Genomic DNA, 16,758 nt, shown 5'->3' with positions numbered 1-16,758 from the left:
GTTCCTGGCGGACGCTGCTGCCGAAACCGCCGTCACGGGTCGAATCCGTGGGTGCGGCCCGGCGCGCGGTCCGCGTCACGGTCGCAGCCGTCGCCGGGTTCTATCCCGCGGTCTATCTGCTGGACCGGCCCGTCCTCGCGCTGTACACGCTGTTCATCCCCGTCGCGTTCGGGCTGCTCTCCCCGCTCCCCGGCTGCGGACGCCGGCGCGCCGGCACCGTGTTGCGCGCCGTGCCGGCCGCCGCGGCGCTGATCGTGCTCGGCACGTACCTGGCGGCGGCGAGCTGGTCCGCGGCGCTCGGGATGCTGCTCGTGGGGTTCGTGCTCGTGCTCGGCTCCTCGATCGGCTCCCGGGCGGCCGGCGTCGTCCCCGCGCTCCAGCTCAGCTACATCCTGGCCAGCTTCCCGCCCTACGCCCCCGGCACCCTGCCGGACCGGCTGGCCGGGCTCGCCGTGGGCGCGACCCTGACCGTCGTGTGCGAGTGGCTGCTGCTGCCGGAACCCGAACAGCCGTCGTACCGCGACCGGATCGCGGGGAGCCTCGACCTCGCGGCGCATGCCGTGCGGGACCTGCTGCGAGGCGTCGCCGACGGCCGGGAGGCGGCCGAGGCGCTGCGGGCGGCGGGCCGGGACCTGCGCTTCTCGAGGACACCGGCCGGCGGCCGCCCCACCGGAGCCGGTGCGCGGGACCGTGCGCTGGCCCAGGCGGGGTACGCGACCCGCCGCTGTCTCGACCTGCTCGCCGTCCTCGCGCCGCTGCTGCGGCCACCGGTCGACCTGCCCTCGGCCACCCTGCTGCGCGGTCTCGCGGCCGCCTGCGCCGACACGGCCGCCGCGCTGCGCGGGGCGCACCCGGCCCCCGATCCCGAAAGGACCGAGGAGATGACCGCGCAGTACGCGGTCGCCCGGGGCGTACCGTCGGACCTGCGCGGGGACCCGCACCCGCTGCTGAGCCGTCAGTCGGCGCTCCTCGCCGTCGCGGTGTCGGCGGTGACGGTGAGCGCGGCGGTGGCCCTGGCGACCCGACGACGCGGGCCCCTGCCCGGGCTGCCGCGCGAGCAGTTCTGGTACGCCGACGCCTCCACGGCGCGGCTGTGGTGGGTGCGGATCGCCGACCATGTCACGCCGCGCTCCGTCGTCTTCCAGAACGCCGTCCGCACCGCCTCCGGGCTGGCGCTCGCCCGGCTGGTGGCGGGGTCGCTGGACCTGTCGCACGGTTTCTGGGTCCTGCTGGGCATGCTGACCCTGGGCCGCACCACGGCGGGCGCCACCTGGTCCGCGGTGCGCGGGGCCGTGGCGGGGACGCTGGTCGGATCGCTGGCGGCGGGTGCGCTGCTGGTCTCGGTGGGCGACGCGACCGAGGTGTACGCCGCCCTGCTGGTGCCCACGGCGCTGGTGGCCTTCTGGGCGGGCCCGGTGGGCGGGCCCGCCTGGGGGCAGGGGCTCTTCACCCTGGTGGTGTCCATGGCGTTCGCGCAGATCGCACCGGTGACGTGGCAGCTGGCGGAGGCCAGGATCGTCGACGTGCTCACCGGCAGCGTGATCGGGCTGGTGTGCGGGGTGCTGGCCTGGCCCGCCGGTGCGCGGGCCGAGATGCGGCGCAGCGCGGCCGACCTGTTCCGCACCACCGCGCCGCTGGTGCGGGTCACCGTGGAGCGGACGGCGGCCGGACACGCCGCCCCCACGAGCCGCACGGACGCGGCCCCGACGCTGCGGCGGGCGCTGCTGCGGTGGCGCATCGCCCACGCCTCGTACGCGCAGCTGCGGACCGAGCCCCCGCCCCGCCGCCCGGCGGACGGCGGGCCCGACTGGCTCGCCGCGATCAACTTCGGCTCCCGCGTGCTGACCGGCACCTACTGGGTGCCCTGGGCGCCGGGGGCGCCGTGGCCTCCCGACGCGGCGGCCTGGGCCCGGGCGGCGGCCGAGGAGGTGGTGTCCGCGGCGCTCCGGGCGGCGGACTTCCCGGCCGGCGGTGTGGCCGTACGACCGGCGCCCTTGCCGCCGGGGGTCCTGGCGCGGATCCCGGCACCGTCCGTCTCCCACCTGGTCGACGTGGAGGTGTGGCTGCACGCCCTCGCGTCCGACCTGGAGGCGGCCGTCGGGCAGGGCGACGGGGTCCGGGACGGTCACCGGTGAAGCCGCGTGCCCCGGTCGACGCGCGGGACCCGGCGCGTGCGGCGAGGATCGGGAGCAGGAGCCGGTGTCACGACGACCGTGCGGAGGGATGACCGTGGACAGGCGCGGCCAAGGAGGAAGCAGCGCGGGGGCGCACTGCCTCGTCACCGGGGCGTCGGGTTACATCGGCGGGCGGCTGGTCCCCGATCTTCTCGAGGCCGGCCACCGGGTCCGGTGCCTGGCCCGCTCCCCCGACAAGCTCCGCGACCACCCCTGGGCGCCGGACGTCGAGACGGTACGCGGCGACGTCACCGACGCCGCCTCCGTCGCCGCGGCCATGGACGGCGTCGACGTGGCGTACTACCTGGTCCACGCGCTCGGCACCGGCGGCGACTTCGAGGAGACCGACCGCCGCGCGGCCCGCACCTTCGCCGAGCAGGCGCATGCGGCCGGGGTGCGCCGCATCGTCTACCTCGGCGGGCTCACCCCGCAGGGCGTGCCGGAGCACACACTGTCCCCGCACCTGCGGTCCCGTGCCGAGGTGGGCCGTATCTTCCTCGACTCCCCCGTCCCCGCCACCGTGCTGCGGGCCGCCGTCGTCATCGGCTCGGGGTCGGCGTCGTTCGAGATGCTGCGTTACCTGACCGAGCGTCTTCCGGTCATGGTCACCCCCAGTTGGGTGCACACCCGCACGCAGCCCGTCGCGGTCCGTGACGTGTTGCGTTACCTCGTCGCGTCGGCCACGATGCCGGCCGACGTCGACCGGGCCTTCGACATCGGCGGCCCCGACGTCCTGACGTACCGCGAGATGATGCGCCGCTACGCCGCGGTGGCGGGTCTGCGGCGGCGCGTCATCGTGCCGGTGCCGGTGCTCACGCCCGGCCTGTCGAGCCATTGGGTGGGGCTGGTGACCCCGGTGCCGGCCGGCATCGCGCGGCCCCTCACGGAGTCGCTGCGCCACGAGGTCGTGTGCCGTGAGCACGACATCGCCGCGTACGTGCCTGACGCACCCGGCCGGCCCCTGCCCTTCGACGAGGCGCTGGAGCTGGCCCTGCGGCGGGTGCGGGAGGCGCAGGTCGCCACCCGCTGGTCGTCGGCCGCCGTGCCGGGCGCCCCCAGCGACCCCCTGCCCACGGACCCGGACTGGGCCGGCGGCAGCCTCTACCGGGACGAACGTCACCGGGCGGTGTCCGCGTCACCGGAGGCGTTGTGGAAGGTGATCGAGGGCATCGGCGGCGAGAACGGCTGGTACTCCTTCCCCCTGGCGTGGGCAATCCGGGGCTGGCTGGACCGCGTCGTCGGCGGGGTGGGGCTGCGGCGCGGCCGGCGTGACCCGCAGCGGCTGCGGGCCGGTGACTCGCTGGACTTCTGGCGGGTGGAGGAGATCGAGCCGGGACGGCTGCTGCGGCTGCGGGCCGAGATGCGGTTGCCGGGCCTGGCGTGGCTGGAGATGCGCGTGGAGACGGACGGCGCGGGCCGCACCGCTTACCGGCAGCGCGCCCTGTTCCACCCGCGCGGCCTGCTCGGCCACGCCTACTGGTGGTCCGTCTCGCCCTTCCACGCCGTGGTCTTCGGCGGCATGGCCCGCAACATCACCCGGGCGGCGGCGGGCGGAAGCGCACCGGGCGGCGCGACGGGTACCGGTCGTGGGCGGCGGACCCGCCGACGACGGGCGGGCGTCCCGAACTAGCGCCGGGCCGCCCCGTGGGCGTACCGGACCGGCGTCCGGGGGCGCCGCGCCGTCGGGAGAAGGTCACCGCGCCTTTTCCCGGGTACTCGGCGGCGGACGAGTGCGTGCGGGCGACGGACAACGAGAAGAGGCTGTGCATGCGTGAACTGCGGTCGGCGACGGAGGAACCGGCGGAACGTGCCGGTGGCCCGCTCACCGCCGACGCCGCCACCCGGGCCGTGCGGCGGGTCCTGGACGAGGTGCTGGACGCGCGGATGTCGCAGGCGTACGACGTCGACGCGGTGTTCGCCCGCGAGGTCGCGGGCCGGGTCTCCGCGTTCGCCCGGCGCGGCGGGAAGCGGCTGCGTACGGCGTTCGCCTGGTGCGGGTGGCGGGCCGGCGGCGGCTCGGGCGACCCGGGCCCGCTGCTGCGGACGGGCGCCGCGCTGGAACTGGTGCAGACGTGTGCACTCGTGCACGACGACGTGATGGACGGGTCGCACCTGCGCCGCGGGGCGCCCGCGATGCACGTGGACCTGGCCCGGATGCACCGGGCCGAGGGCATGACGGGCAGCGCGGAGGCGTTCGGGCACTCGGCGGCGGTGCTCGCCGGTGACCTGGCGCTGGCCTGGGCCGACGACCTGATGACGGACATCGTTCTCGACTCGCCGCACGGGCCCCGGGTGTACCGGGAGTGGCGGGCGATGCGAGGCGAGATGGTGGCCGGGCAGTACCGCGATCTCCAGGCGCAGGCGGCCGGCGCGTCCGGTGTCGACGAGGCGCTGACGATCGCGACGCTCAAGAGCGCCCTGTACACGGTGGAGCGGCCACTGGCCCTCGGCGCGTCACTGGCCGGGGCGGACGAGTCGGTCGTGACGGCGCTGCGGGCGGCCGGCCGCTGCACCGGGCTGGCCTTCCAGCTGCGGGACGACCTGCTCGGCGCCTTCGGCGATCCCGCGCTGACGGGCAAGCCGGTGGGTGACGACCTGCGCGCGCGCAAGCTGACGTATCTGCTGGCAGTCGCCCTGGAGCTCGGCCGGGCCAACGGGGACGAGGAGGCCGTGACGCTCCTCTCCCCCGGTTCCACCACCACCCTGCCGGACGGTGCCGTGGAGGGCGTACGGAACGCGCTGGAGCGGACCGGTGCCCGGGACGAGGTGGAGTCGAAGATCGCGGAGCTGGCGGACTCCGCGCTGCGGCACTTCGACGAGACCGGCGCGCAGCGCGCGGTGCGGCGGGAGTTCGCGGCGCTGGTCGCCCGCGCGTCGGGGATCACCACGGGGTGCGTGCGGGAAGCGGTGTGAGGTCCGTGCCCGCCCCGGTCCGGCCGGCCGGACCGGGGCGGGCACGGCGATCGCGGTACCCCGTGGCGGGGCGACGGTCAGGGCTGGTTGCGGGCCTGCGCGGCGGCCTGCCCCGCCGCGCCGGTCTCGGTGGTGGCGCCGCGGGTGCTGAGCCGGCCGCCGCTGGACTCGAGGTGGGCGCGGACGAACCACTGGAAGAGCTCCAGGCCGCGCAGCTGCTCGATGAGCATGTCCTGGGTGACGGGGTCGGCCTCCTCGGTCTCCCGCATCGCCTCCCGGTGGTCCTCGATGACGGACGTGTACACCAGGTCCAGCGCGCCCAGGTGCTCCATCGCCTCGGCCCGGCCGATGGAGTAGTCGTTCCAGGTCCGCGCGTGCACCAGGGCGCCGGGGGTGCCGTTGGGCTCGCCGCCGAGGGTGGAGATCCGCTCGGCGAGGTCGTCGGTCATGTCCCGCACCTTGTCGACCTGCGGGTCGATCATCTCGTGTACGGCGATGAAGTGGGGTCCGACGACGTTCCAGTGGATGTGCTTCAGGGTCAGGTGGAGGTCGTTGAGGGAGTGGAGTCGCATCTGCAGCAGCTCGATGATCCGTCCGCTGTCCTGGGTGCGCAGGCCCGGCACGGTGTACGAGGGGTCGCTGGGCTGTGACGGCACGGTGTAACTCCTTGCGATGGTCCGATGCTCGGACCTCCAGATAAGCGGGTCATCGCGCGATTCCCCCGCTCCCCACTGCCGGACCCCCGGCATCTCACCGGTCTGGAGCAGCCCACACCGCCGGCCGGCGGCTTACCCGAAGACGCACTCGACGTCCTTCTCCACACAGAGCCGCAGCACGACCACCAGCCGCCGCACGTCATCGAGATGACGTGCCGCGTCCGGTCCGCCCGCTCCGTCGTGCGTCCGCGCCGCGATCTGCTGAAGGCGGGGCAGCATGGCGGCGCACCGGGACGGCGGGAAGTCGGGGCCGGCGTCGTCGGGGTGGTCGAGAAGCGGCTCGAGCGCGGTCGAGACGTCGCTCCAGGGACGTTTCCCGCCGAAGCCGTCCATCTGGTCGAGCTCGAACCCCTCGGTCCGCGCCAGCCACCGGCGGAACATGGCGAAGTCCCCGTACGACCAGGCCACGTCCGGGCTGGTGGTGTCGCTGTCGCCGGGGAACAGCATGAGCCCCATCCGGTCCTCCTCGTCGGCCGCGGCACAGGGCCGGCGGCGGGCTGGCGCCGCGCGGAACTGGCGGGTGCGGATATTACTTTGCCCCGGTGGGCGGTGCGTGGTTGGCTTCGCGGTCATGAGCTGGCTTCCGCGTGACTTCGTCCATCCTCCGCACGTCGGCATACCCGACGGCGGGGGTCATCGGCTGCGGCCGATCAGTGGCGCGGACGCGCCGCTCGACTACCCGACGGTGATGGGGTCGCGCGAGCGGCTGTTCTCGATCTTCGGGCCCGCGTGGGGCTGGCCGTCGGCCACGATGTCGTACGAGGCGAATCTCGCCGATCTGGAGCGGCACGCCGAGGAGATCGAGGCGCACGAGTCGTTCAACTACACCGTCGAGAACGCCGAGCGCACCGCGCTGAGGGGCTGCGTCTACATCGACCCGCCGGAGAAGGAGGGCGCGGACGCCGAGATCTCCTGGTGGGTGGTGGACGACGAGGTGGGCGGTCCGCTGGAGCGGGCGCTGGACGCGTTCGTGCCGCGCTGGATCGCCGAGGACTGGCCGTTCGAGCGGCCGCGGTTCATCGGCCGTGACCTGACCTGGGCCGAGTGGATGAAGCTGCCGGACGTGGGCTGAAATCGCTCAGGGTGTGACCGCCGCGGGGACGCGTCCGGTGTCGCGCAGGCGGGCCGCGTCGCGGCTGGGGGGCGCGCCGAACTGGCGCCGGTACTCCCGGCTGAACTGGGACGGGTTGTCGTAGCCGACCCGGCGGCCGACCGCGGTGACGTCACCCGGGCGGGTGGCCAGCAGCAGGCGGGCCTCCTGCAACCGGATCTGCTTCTGGAACTGGATGGGGCTCATCGCGGTCACCGCCTGGAAGTTGCGGTGGAACGCGGACACGCTCATGCCGGTCATGCGCGCCACGTCCTCCACCCGGAAGGCCTGGGCGTAGTGTTCGCGGATCCAGCGCACCGCCCGGGAGACATGGCTCAGTCCGCTGTCGGCCAGGCCCAGGTGACGGACCGTCGCGCCCTGCTCGCCGGTCATCAGGCGCCAGAGGATCTCCCGTTTGAGCAGGGGGGCGAGCACCGCGCGGTCGCGTGGTTCGTCCAGCAGCCGCAGCAGCCGGACGATCGCGTCGAGGAGCGCCGCCGGGGCGTCGCTGACGGCGATCGCGGACGGAACGCCGCCGGCCCGAGGCAGGTCCCCCGGCCCGGCCTGCAGCAGCACTTCGGCGATGGCGGACGGTTCCAGTACGAGCCCGAAGCCCAACGCCGGGTGCTCGGCGTCGACCTGGAGGAACTGTCCGCTGACGGGCAGGTCCACGGAGGCGACCAGATACTGGCCGGGCCCGTACTCGTAGACCCTTTCGCCGAGGGCGAGACGTTTGGCGCCCTGGGCGATGACGGCGAGGACCGTGCCCGACATGGAGGGCCCCGGGGGGTCCTGGCGGTCGATCCTCGAGGCGAGGACGCCGTCGATGGCGGTGGTGGCGTCGGGGCGGGCGTGCCGCTCCAGCAGCGTGCGCAGCTCTTCAAGGCCCATACCCCCATTGCAGCACACCCGTCGGGGCCAGCTGTCCTCCCCTCAGCAGGATCGTGCAAGCAGCGGAGAGCATCGCTCTAACGTTTCCGCAGTTCAGCGGCCTTCAATGGAATCACCACACTCCATCGGACGAAAGAAGGCCGACATGATCGCGCACTACGGCTTCCAGGCCACCCTGACCGCCCGGCCCGGCATGGGCGAGGCGCTGGTCGACGTGCTCCTGACCGGGCTGGACGAGGGCGGCCCGGCGTCCAGCGAGCACTGCGTCGTCTACCTCGTCTCGCGCTCCGCCGCCGACCCGGACGTCGTCCACGTCATGGAGGGCTGGACCAGCGAGGACGACCACCACCGGGTCTTCGACGGTGAGGCCGCCCAGGCCGTCGTCGCCCGGCTCTCCGGACTGCTGGCCGGGGAGCCCGTGTACACCGACCACGTCCCGGTGCACGGCAAGGCCGCGTTCCCGGCCGCCGTCTGACCCGCACCGCGCCGCGCGTCGCCCGCGTCGCCCGGCCGTCACCCCGGCACTCCTGACCCGCCTCACTCTCCCCTGAAAGGCAACCCCATGACCGTCCCGCGTCCCGCCCTCGACCCCGAACTGCGCTCGCTCCTGACCGACATGCCCCTTGTGGCACGGCTCGACGAGGACATCCTCGCCCAGCTGCGGCAGCTGCCCTCCGCCCCCGTCGACTCCCTCCTCGCCCGCCACCGCGCCGTCCGGCGCGAGGTGGACGTGCCCGCCGAGGACGGTGCCCTCGTCCGGCTGTCGGTCCTGAGCCCCGCGGACCGCGACCCGGCCGTCCCCGCGCCGTGCGTGTACTGGATCCACGGCGGCGGCATGGTCATGGGGGACCGTTTCTCGCAGATCGACATCCCGCTGGAGTGGCTGGAGCGGTTCGGCGCGGTCGTCGTCACCGTGGAGTACCGGCTGGCGCCGGAGGCCACCGGCACCACGGCCGTGGAGGACTGCCATCAAGGGCTGAAGTGGGTGGCCGGGCACGGGGAGGAGCTGGGCATCGACCCCGCCCGCATCGTGGTCGCCGGTACCAGCGCGGGCGGCGGCCTCGCCGCCGGGCTCTGCCTGCTGGCCCGTGACATCGGTACGCCGGCGATCGCCGCGCAGCTGCTGATCTGCCCCATGCTCGACCACCGCAACGCGACCCCCTCCAGCCGGCAGTACGCCGGGGAGCCGGGCGTCTGGACCCGGGAGACCAACGCGTTCGCCTGGCGCGCGGTCCTCGGTGACCTCGCCGACGACGAGGTGCCCCCGTACGTCTCCCCCGCGCGGGCCGGCGACCTGTCCGGCCTGCCCACCGCGTACCTCGACACCGGCTCCGCCGAGGTGTTCCGCGACGAGGACGTGGCCTACGCCGCCGGCCTCTGGGCGGCCGGCGGTCAGGCGGAACTGCACGTGTGGGCGGGCGGGCACCACGGGTTCGACGCGCTGTTCCCGGAGGCGGAGCTGTCGGTCGCGGCGCGCCGGACCCGCACCGACTGGCTGGCCCGTGTACTGCGGCAGATGAACGACGGGAAGGTGACGACAGGGCCTATCGCATGAACACCCAGAGCGCCGCGTTGATCCCGGTGGCGCAGGCCAGCAGGCCGGACGCACAGGCCACGTGACGCCTCAGCAGCGCGCCGCGCAGTTCGGCGTACCGGGCCTCGTACTCGCCGCGCAGTTCCTCGGCACGGCGGGCCGTCGTCCGGAGCATCCGCCGGGTGAGGTCGATGCGCCGGTCGACGTAGTGCCGGGCGACGTCCTCGGCCTGGGCGGTGGTCAGCCACGGCATGTCCCCGCACAGCGCCTCCGCCTCCAGCCGCGCCTCGGCGAGATGGGACCGCGCCATGACGATGCCCTCCGCCTCGGCCGTGACGGCCGAGGCATCGCGGGCGAGGGCGCGACGGGAGCGCGAGGCCCGCGCCATCAGCGGTCGCCCTTGTGGCCGCCGGGGTCGAGGACATCGCGCTGGCCGGCGTTCTCCGCCTGGTCGAAGCCGGCCAGGGTCGGGTGACGCAGGTCGAAGGCCGGGGACTCGGAGCGGATCCGCGGCAGGGTGACGAAGTTGTGCCGGGGAGGCGGGCAGGAGGTGGCCCACTCCAGGGAACGGCCGTAGCCCCAGGGGTCGTCGACCTCGATCTTCTCGCCCTTCTGCGCGGTCCTCCACACGTTGTACAGGAACGGCAGGGTCGACAGACCGAGCAGAAAGGCGCCGATGCTGGAGACCGTGTTCAGCGCGGTGAACCCGTCGGCGGCGAGATAGTCGGCGTAGCGCCGGGGCATGCCCTCCGCGCCCAGCCAGTGCTGGATCAGGAAGGTGGTGTGGAAGCCGACGAAAAGGGTCCAGAAGTGCACCTTCTCCAGCCGGTGATCGAGCATCGTGCCGGTCATCTTCGGCCACCAGAAGCTGAATCCGGCGAACATGGCGAACACCACGGTGCCGAACACCACGTAGTGGAAGTGGGCGACGACGAAGTAGCTGTCGTGGACGTGGAAGTCCATCGGGGGTGAGGCGAGCAGAACGCCCGTCAGGCCGCCGAAGAGAAAGGTCACCAGGAACCCGACCGCCCACAGCATCGGGGGTTCGAAGGACAGTGATCCCTTCCACATGGTGCCGATCCAGTTGAAGAACTTCACACCCGTCGGTACCGCGATGAGGAAGCTCATGAAGGAGAAGAACGGCAGCAGCACCGCGCCGGTGGCAAACATGTGGTGCGCCCACACCGTCGCCGAGAGGCCCGTGATGGCGATCGTCGCACCCACGAGGCCCATGTAACCGAAGATCGGCTTGCGGGAGAACACCGGCAGGATCTCGGTGACCACACCGAAGAACGGCAGCGCGATGATGTACACCTCTGGGTGGCCGAAGAACCAGAACAGGTGCTGCCACAGCAGCGCGCCGCCGTTGGACGGGTCGAAGATCCGCGCGCCGAACCTGCGGTCCGCCTCCAGGGCGAGCAGCGCCGCCGCGAGCACGGGGAACGCCAGCAGCACCAGCAGCGAGGTGAGCAGGACGTTCCACGTGAAGATCGGCATCCGGAACATCGTCATGCCCGGCGCGCGCATGCAGATGATCGTGGTCATGAAGTTCACGGCACCGAGGATCGTGCCGAAACCGGACAGCGCCAGCCCCATGATCCACAGGTCGCCGCCCAGTTGGGTGGTGCGCTCGCCGCCGCTGAGCGGGGTGTACGCCGTCCATCCGAAGTCGGCGGCGCCCTCGGGGGTGAGGAAACTGCCCAGGACGATGAGACCGCCCAGGGCGAACAGCCAGTACGACAGCATGTTCAGCCGGGGGAACGCCACGTCCGGGGAGCCGATCTGCAACGGCATGATCGCGTTGGCGAAACCCGCGAAGGTCGGCGTCGCGAACAGCAGCAGCATGATCGTGCCGTGCATGGTGAACGACTGGTTGTACTGCTCCTGCGACACGATCTGCAGCCCGGGGCGCGCCAGTTCGGCCCGGATCAGCATGGCGAGCAGACCGCCCACCAGGAAGAAGGCGAACGAGGTGATCAGGTACAGGTGCCCGATCTTCTTGTGGTCGGTCGTCGTCAGCCACGAGACGACCACACGCCCTTTCCCTCGTCGTCCCTCCGCCGCGGGTACCGGAGAAAGCGGTTCAGTCGTGTGTGTCGCCATCGAGGTCCTTCGGTTCACAACGCGGAATGCAGAGCGGGAAGGGCATCCACTCATGCCACGAAAGGTGCAAACGGCACGGGTGGGTCGGGTCGACGCTATGTCAGGTATCCCGGGGTCCGCTTCTGACACTCCCCGACCGGACGCCGACTTTCACCCGTGCGAGTGGCCGCGGTGCGCGGGGGACGACGGGCGTACGGCGGCGCGTTGCCGGTTGTCGGCAAGGTCGGCCCGCGGTCCGTGTCCGGCGTCGGGCAGTGTGGAGGGCAAGGGTGTCCGGTAAGGATGCGGGGCATGACCGGACGGACCGACTCGGGGAGGGAAGGACGCTCCATGCCGTCCCGCGAGCAACCCCACCAGGGCGCACCGCCGCCCGACGCCGTGGCCGACGTCGTCACGCGCTTCGAGGCGTACGCCCGGGCCCGGGCGGCCCGTGACAGCCTGCTGCCGGCGGCGCGCACCGGTCCGCGGCAGGAGGAGCACGCCTTCGACGCTCTGCAGGCCGCCGTCGCCCGGCTCCGCGACAGCCTGCGCTGACGGGGCGGGGACGCCTCGCCGGGCGCCGGGACGGGTGTCAGCGGCGGCCGGAGCGGGTGCCGATCCGTACGGCCAGCAGGGCGACGTCGTCGTCGTTGTCGTCGGGCCTTGCCCTGCGCAGGAGTTCGTCGGTGAACGCCTCCACCGGGCGGTGGGCGAGCGCGGCGGCGTTCCGGCGCAGCCGGTCCAGCCCGTCGTCGATGGAGTGGGTGGGCGACTCGACGAGTCCGTCCGTGTAGAGCACGAGGGTGGAGCCCGGCGGCAAGGCGGTCGAACCGTCCACGCGCGGCCGGTCGGTGCCGGTGCCGAGCAGCATGCCGCCGCCGTCCGTGAGGTACTCGGTGACGCCGTCCCGGGTGACCAGCAGCGGCGGCGGGTGGCCCGCGTTGGTCCAGCGCAGGGTCCACCGTCCCTCGTCGTCCGTGGTCAGCGTGCCGAGCACCAGGGTGGCCATCGAGACGTCGGTGATGCGCAGCACCGCGCGGTCCACCCGTTCGACGATGCGGCTGGGCGGTTCCTTCTGCGACCAGGCGTAGGAACGCAGCACGTTGCGTAGCTGGGCCATGCCCGCGGCGGCGTCCAGGTCGTGCCCGGAGACGTCGCCGATCACCAGGGCGGTGTCGCCGTCGCCGAGGGTGAAGGCGTCGTACCAGTCGCCGCCGACATGGGAGGCGTCCGGCGCCGGCAGGTACCGGGAGGTCATCTCCAGGCCGGCGACGCGCGGCAGCTGGGGCAGCAGGTAGCGCTGCATGGTCTCGGCGACCTTGCGCTGCCGCTGGTAGAGGCGGGCGTTGTCCAGGGCCAGTCCGGCGCGCCGGGTGATGTCCTCGAGCAGGGTGAGGTCAGCGGGGGTGAACTTGTCGGCGCGTTCGGACCGGCCGAGGGTGAGGGCGCCGAGCACCTCACGCAGGCCGCGTATCGGGGCGATGGCCGCCGAGTGCATGCCGGTGGCCTCGAACAGCCGGCGCTGTTCGACGGCGATGCCGGAGTCGGGGGACCGCTCGTAGGTCTGCGGTTCGGCGATCGTCGACGAGACGCCCCGCAGAGCCCGGGACAGCGGCATCGGGGACTCGGCGGGGACGGGGGCCATGGGGCCTTCCAGATCCCGGCGGGCGACCGGGGTGCCGTTCTCCACGTGGACCACCTTGGTGCGCCACACCTCGTCGCGTTCGCTGATCAGGTCGACGACCGCCCAGTCCGCGAGCCGTGGCAGCACCAGGGAGACGAGACGGCGCAGCGCCTCGTCGACGGACAGGGTGGACGTCAGCTGGGTGGTCATCTCCGCCAGCAGGGCGAGCCGTTCGAGCTCGTCGAGCGTCCCGCCCCCGGCCTCCTCGTGCCCGGGAAGGCCGGCGGCAATCTCGCGGCGGTGGAAGAGGACGAGCACCAGGGTGTCGGCCGGTCCCGCGCCGCACGGGATGATGCTCCAGGCGACGGGGAGCAGGGTGCCGTCCCCCCGCTCGAACCACTCCTGGTCGTCCTGGGCGGGGCGGCCCGCGAGGAAGGCGGGCCGCATACGGCACCGGGACGTCGGCATCGACTCCCCGCGGGCGTTGCGGTGCAGCAGGTCGTGTGCGTCCGCACCGACGAGTTGCGCGGCGGTGCGGTCGAGGAGCTGCTCGGCGAGGGCGTTGACGGCGACGATGGAGCCGCGTACGTCCACGACGTAGGCGCCCGTGCGGAGCCGGGCGAGCATGTCGCCGACCGTCCGGTCGGGGCCCGCTCCGCCATGTCCGTCGCCGGAACCACGGCCGTCACCCGCCGTCTCCATGTCCCCTCCTCGCCACCTGTCGATCGGATAACGGTCACGGGACCCCACGGTTCCGAGCGCTCGGCCGGACCGTGGCGGGAAACCGGGAAGCACGACGCGACCCTCCCCAGATCATCACACGTCCGGCGGGCGTGCGGTTCTCCCGCCCCTGATCCTCGCTCCGCCGCACAGAACGGGACGACGTGCGCACGCGGAGCGATCGGGGCAGGGTGTGCACGATCCACCTGCGTCGAGTTCGTAGGATGATCCGGCCAGCCGTGCACCACTGGATGGGCGGAGCCAGGTCGGCCGCTTGCGCCGAGGACCCCGCCGAGGAGATTGCGTGTCCCATACGGACCAGACGTTCGTCGTCACCCCCCGCCCCAGCACCTCGGGCCCCTACGTCCTTGAGGTGGTCGGGGAGCTCGACCACCATTCGGCCCCGGTGCTGTCGGAGGCTGTCAACGACGCCCCTTTCGGGCCGCTGGGGGTGGTGCTGGACCTGTCCGGGCTGACCTTCTGCGACTCGACGGGCATCACGGTGTTCGTGACGGCGCACCGGCGGTCGCAGGCGGCGGGTTCGTCGCTCGCTCTGGCCGGGGTCACCCCCGCGCAGATGCGGGTGCTGCAGATGGTCGGGCTGGACGAGGTCTTCACCTTCCACGCCGATGTCGACGAGGCGGTCCGCGCCGCCCGGCCGCCCCTGCCCGAGGCGCACCGCTGACGTAGGCTGGCCATTCGGCAGACATGTCGATGAAGCGACGATTCGAGGAGAGAAGAAGCACACCGACCCTCGCTCTTCCCAGGGACGGAGTGAGCCGTGAGTTCTTTTTCGCCCGGATTCCGCGGACGCGGCCGGTCGTTCGTCGACCGCCTTCCGCCGGGGCAGTATCCGACCGAGTCCTTTCCCGTACTGTCGGCGGGTCCCACGCCCGAGGTGTCCACCGACACCTGGACGTTCACGGTCACCACGGAGCACGGCGAGGAGCGCCGCTGGACGTGGGACCAGATGATGGCGCTGCCGCAGGAGGAGCCGGTCCGCGACATCCACTGCGTCACCCGCTGGTCGAAGTTCGACACCCGGTGGCGCGGGGTCTCCCTGGACACGTCCCTGGAGGGTGTCGCCACGGACGCCGCGTTCGCCGTGGCCCACAGTTACGGCGGCTACACGACCAATCTCCCGCTCGCCGACCTGCGCGGCGGCAAGGCATGGGTGGTCCACGCCTACGACGGCTTCGCGCTGTCGCCCGAGCACGGAGGCCCCGCACGGCTGCTGGTGCCCCACCTGTACTTCTGGAAGTCGGCGAAATGGGTGCGCGGACTGCGCCTCACGGCCGAGGACCGGCCGGGTTTCTGGGAGGGCGGCGGCTACCACAACTACGGGGATCCCTGGCGGGAGCAGCGGCACCGGGGTGACTGACACGCGGCCTCCCCCGGCGTGACCCGCCGGGGACGAGGCGTGCCGAAACCTGACCGCCGTGATCTTCACCCGTGCGTCGTCCGTGCGGTGTCACCCGCACGGACCACCGGGCGGTGCCGTGCCCCCGCCGCGCGTGCAGTGTCGTCTCAGCAGACCACACCCTCGGAGAAAGAGCGGTCATGACGCACATACGGCACTCCGCCGCGCGGCGGACACTCGCCCTCGCGGTCCTCCTCCCGGCCCTGGCCCTGATGGCGGCCGGCCCGTCCACGGGGTCGGAGAGCGGGGGTGACACCACGCCGCACCAGGACGCCAAGCCGACCGTCGTCCTGGTGCACGGCTACTGGGCGGACAGCTCGGGCTGGACCCAGGTGATCGAGAACCTTCAGGCCAAGGGCTACCGGGTGATCGCCCCCGCGAACCCGCTGCGCAGCCTGTCCGGCGACGCGGACTACCTGGCCACCCTGCTCAGGACGATCGAGGGACCCATCGTCCTCGTCGGCCACTCCTACGGCGGCGCCGTCGTCACCAACGCCGCGGCCGGCAACCCGAACGTCGAATCCCTCGTCTACATCGCGGGGTTCGCCCCGGAGAAGGGCGAGACCGCGTTCGAGCTGGCGGCCAAGTACCCCGGCAGCCGCATCACGGACGACCCCACGGCCCCCGTGCCCACCTCCCTGAACGCCGTGCCGCTGAGCGACGACCCCACCGACGTGGACCTGTACCTCAAGCCCGACAAGTTCAGCGACGTCTTCCTCAGCGACCGGCTGGAGGCGGACCGCGCCGCCACCCTCGCCGCCGCCCAGCGGCCCGCGACCGTCGCCAGCGGCAACGAGCCGACCGAGGCGACCGCGTGGAAGGACATCCCGTCCTGGTTCCTCGTGCCCACGGACGACCGCACCATCGGCACCGCCAACCTGCGCTTCATGGCGGAGCGGGCAGGTTCCACCACCGTCGAGGTCGACGGGCCGCACGCCGTCATGGAGACCGCTCCCGACGAGATCACGGATCTCATCCTGCAGGCGGCACACGACTCCTCCGGCCCCGCCCTCGCCGACACGGGCAGTGCCGAGCAGCTCACGGTCCTCGGCGGCGCCGCCGTCCTCGCCCTGGCCACCGGCACCGGCCTCGTCGCCCTCGCCCGCCGCCGCACCTGACGCCGTCCCCCACGGTCGAGCATCGGGCGGGCAAGGGGACGCTCCCTGCCCGCCCGGCCCGGCAGGGAGCGTCCCCGGCAGTGGTGCCGGCCGTCAGGGCAGGGTCCACTTCTGGTTGGGGCCGGTGTGGCAGGTCCACAGGTGGACCGGCGTGCGGTCGTTCCACGTACCGCCCGAGGCGTCCAGGCACTTGCCCGACCGAGGATTACGGACCGTGCCGTCCGACTGCGCCGACCACACCTGCGCGGCAGTCCCGTTGCACGTCCACAACTGCACCCTCGTCCCGTCCGCACTCCCCCCACCGGACACGTCCAGACACTTCCCCAACGCCCGCAACGTCCCGTCACCCGGCACCGTCCACCGCTGCGCCGCCGACCCGTTGCAGGCGTAGATCTGCACCTGCGTCCCGTCCGCCGTCCCCGCGTCGTCCACGTCCAGACACTTGGCGTTCACGCCCCTCACCTCACCGGCACGGG

Annotated in this window: 17 protein-coding genes; 10 read left to right on the top strand and 7 right to left on the bottom strand. The window is 73.0% G+C overall.

Features of this window, described 5'->3' with window-relative positions:
* Positions 1 to 47 precede the first annotated feature (47 nt).
* The 3 genes from B100_RS0123165 (at position 48) to B100_RS0123155 (ending at position 5,087) form a co-directional block, all read left to right on the top strand.
* Complete coding sequence (locus B100_RS0123165) at positions 48 to 2,135, top strand: FUSC family protein (RefSeq protein ID WP_486585685.1); 2,088 nt, start codon at positions 48 to 50, stop codon at positions 2,133 to 2,135.
* An 88-nt stretch (positions 2,136 to 2,223) separates the two neighbouring features.
* Positions 2,224 to 3,804: an SDR family oxidoreductase gene (locus tag B100_RS0123160; RefSeq protein ID WP_024886795.1), complete on the top strand. Its 1,581-nt coding sequence runs from the start codon at positions 2,224 to 2,226 to the stop codon at positions 3,802 to 3,804.
* 137 nt (positions 3,805 to 3,941) lie between these two features.
* A complete protein-coding gene (locus B100_RS0123155; protein WP_078541144.1) occupies positions 3,942 to 5,087 on the top strand; it encodes a polyprenyl synthetase family protein in 1,146 nt (381 codons plus the stop codon).
* Positions 5,088 to 5,164: 77 nt separating this feature from the next.
* On the opposite strand, the gene B100_RS0123150 is transcribed toward B100_RS0123155, so the two are convergent.
* Entirely contained in the window at positions 5,165 to 5,743 is a 579-nt protein-coding gene (locus B100_RS0123150) for a Dps family protein (protein WP_024886793.1), read from the bottom strand.
* A gap of 132 nt (positions 5,744 to 5,875) precedes the next feature.
* Complete coding sequence (locus B100_RS0123145) at positions 5,876 to 6,376, bottom strand: hypothetical protein (RefSeq protein WP_486585684.1); 501 nt, start codon at positions 6,374 to 6,376, stop codon at positions 5,876 to 5,878.
* Between B100_RS0123145 and B100_RS0123140 the strand changes: the two genes are divergently transcribed.
* The gene (locus tag B100_RS0123140; protein WP_024886791.1) at positions 6,375 to 6,875 is read left to right on the top strand and encodes a hypothetical protein; all 501 of its coding nucleotides are present in this window, start codon (positions 6,375 to 6,377) and stop codon (positions 6,873 to 6,875) included. The genes B100_RS0123145 and B100_RS0123140 overlap by 2 nt on opposite strands.
* Positions 6,876 to 6,881: 6 nt before the next feature.
* Here the strand turns inward: B100_RS0123140 and B100_RS0123135 are convergent, their stop codons facing one another.
* The gene (locus B100_RS0123135) at positions 6,882 to 7,784 is read right to left on the bottom strand and encodes an AraC family transcriptional regulator (protein WP_024886790.1); all 903 of its coding nucleotides are present in this window, start codon (positions 7,782 to 7,784) and stop codon (positions 6,882 to 6,884) included.
* A gap of 145 nt (positions 7,785 to 7,929) precedes the next feature.
* Here B100_RS0123135 and B100_RS0123130 point away from each other — a divergent pair, with 145 nt between their 5' ends.
* Positions 7,930 to 8,259 (top strand): antibiotic biosynthesis monooxygenase, encoded by a 330-nt coding sequence (locus B100_RS0123130; protein ID WP_024886789.1) that lies wholly within the window; start codon positions 7,930 to 7,932, stop codon positions 8,257 to 8,259.
* Between the two features lie 87 nt (positions 8,260 to 8,346).
* Positions 8,347 to 9,339: an alpha/beta hydrolase gene (locus B100_RS0123125; RefSeq protein ID WP_024886788.1), complete on the top strand. Its 993-nt coding sequence runs from the start codon at positions 8,347 to 8,349 to the stop codon at positions 9,337 to 9,339.
* Here the strand turns inward: B100_RS0123125 and B100_RS34160 are convergent.
* Positions 9,329 to 9,706, bottom strand: a complete 378-nt coding sequence (locus B100_RS34160) for a hypothetical protein (RefSeq protein WP_024886787.1) — start codon at positions 9,704 to 9,706, stop codon at positions 9,329 to 9,331. The two genes, B100_RS0123125 and B100_RS34160, sit on opposite strands and share 11 nt — an antisense overlap.
* Positions 9,706 to 11,421 (bottom strand): aa3-type cytochrome oxidase subunit I, encoded by a 1,716-nt coding sequence (gene ctaD, locus B100_RS0123115; protein WP_024886786.1) that lies wholly within the window; start codon positions 11,419 to 11,421, stop codon positions 9,706 to 9,708. Before ctaD ends, B100_RS34160 begins: the two co-directional genes overlap by 1 nt.
* Positions 11,422 to 11,712: 291 nt before the next feature.
* Here ctaD and B100_RS34155 point away from each other — a divergent pair, with 291 nt between their 5' ends.
* Complete coding sequence (locus tag B100_RS34155; protein WP_486585683.1) at positions 11,713 to 11,955, top strand: hypothetical protein; 243 nt, start codon at positions 11,713 to 11,715, stop codon at positions 11,953 to 11,955.
* Between the two features lie 37 nt (positions 11,956 to 11,992).
* Here the strand turns inward: B100_RS34155 and B100_RS0123105 are convergent, their stop codons facing one another.
* Positions 11,993 to 13,726 (bottom strand): SpoIIE family protein phosphatase, encoded by a 1,734-nt coding sequence (locus tag B100_RS0123105; RefSeq protein WP_024886785.1) that lies wholly within the window; start codon positions 13,724 to 13,726, stop codon positions 11,993 to 11,995.
* Between the two features lie 322 nt (positions 13,727 to 14,048).
* Between B100_RS0123105 and B100_RS0123100 the strand changes: the two genes are divergently transcribed.
* The 3 genes from B100_RS0123100 to B100_RS0123090 all read left to right on the top strand — a co-directional run bounded on the left by B100_RS0123100 (position 14,049) and on the right by B100_RS0123090 (position 16,282).
* Entirely contained in the window at positions 14,049 to 14,429 is a 381-nt protein-coding gene (locus B100_RS0123100; protein ID WP_024886784.1) for an STAS domain-containing protein, read from the top strand.
* Between the two features lie 96 nt (positions 14,430 to 14,525).
* Positions 14,526 to 15,125, top strand: coding sequence for a molybdopterin-dependent oxidoreductase (locus tag B100_RS0123095; protein ID WP_024886783.1), 600 nt, complete (start codon positions 14,526 to 14,528; stop codon positions 15,123 to 15,125).
* A 179-nt stretch (positions 15,126 to 15,304) separates the two neighbouring features.
* A complete protein-coding gene (locus B100_RS0123090) occupies positions 15,305 to 16,282 on the top strand; it encodes an alpha/beta fold hydrolase (RefSeq protein ID WP_024886782.1) in 978 nt (325 codons plus the stop codon).
* A 93-nt stretch (positions 16,283 to 16,375) separates the two neighbouring features.
* Here the strand turns inward: B100_RS0123090 and B100_RS34150 are convergent.
* A partial coding sequence (locus B100_RS34150) for a lectin (RefSeq protein WP_037723322.1) occupies positions 16,376 to 16,758 on the bottom strand: 383 nt, incomplete at its 5' end.

This window comes from Streptomyces sp. CNH189 (assembly GCF_000527195.1).
The sequence above is the reverse complement of the archived record's forward strand: the minus strand, read 5'-3'. Positions and strand labels throughout refer to the sequence as shown.

Excerpts from the sequence above, each read along its gene's own strand:
- B100_RS0123160 (WP_024886795.1), top strand. The coding sequence starts at position 2,224 with ATGACCGTGGACAGGCGCGGCCAAGGAGGAAGCAGCGCGGGGGCGCAC.
- B100_RS0123155 (WP_078541144.1), top strand. The coding sequence starts at position 3,942 with ATGCGTGAACTGCGGTCGGCGACGGAGGAACCGGCGGAACGTGCCGGT.
- B100_RS0123140 (WP_024886791.1), top strand. The coding sequence starts at position 6,375 with ATGAGCTGGCTTCCGCGTGACTTCGTCCATCCTCCGCACGTCGGCATA.
- B100_RS0123145 (WP_486585684.1), bottom strand. The coding sequence starts at position 6,376 with ATGACCGCGAAGCCAACCACGCACCGCCCACCGGGGCAAAGTAATATC.
- B100_RS0123135 (WP_024886790.1), bottom strand. The coding sequence starts at position 7,784 with ATGGGCCTTGAAGAGCTGCGCACGCTGCTGGAGCGGCACGCCCGCCCC.
- B100_RS0123130 (WP_024886789.1), top strand. The coding sequence starts at position 7,930 with ATGATCGCGCACTACGGCTTCCAGGCCACCCTGACCGCCCGGCCCGGC.
- B100_RS0123125 (WP_024886788.1), top strand. The coding sequence starts at position 8,347 with ATGACCGTCCCGCGTCCCGCCCTCGACCCCGAACTGCGCTCGCTCCTG.
- B100_RS34160 (WP_024886787.1), bottom strand. The coding sequence starts at position 9,706 with ATGGCGCGGGCCTCGCGCTCCCGTCGCGCCCTCGCCCGCGATGCCTCG.
- ctaD (WP_024886786.1), bottom strand. The coding sequence starts at position 11,421 with ATGGCGACACACACGACTGAACCGCTTTCTCCGGTACCCGCGGCGGAG.
- B100_RS34155 (WP_486585683.1), top strand. The coding sequence starts at position 11,713 with ATGACCGGACGGACCGACTCGGGGAGGGAAGGACGCTCCATGCCGTCC.
- B100_RS0123105 (WP_024886785.1), bottom strand. The coding sequence starts at position 13,726 with ATGGAGACGGCGGGTGACGGCCGTGGTTCCGGCGACGGACATGGCGGA.
- B100_RS0123090 (WP_024886782.1), top strand. The coding sequence starts at position 15,305 with ATGACGCACATACGGCACTCCGCCGCGCGGCGGACACTCGCCCTCGCG.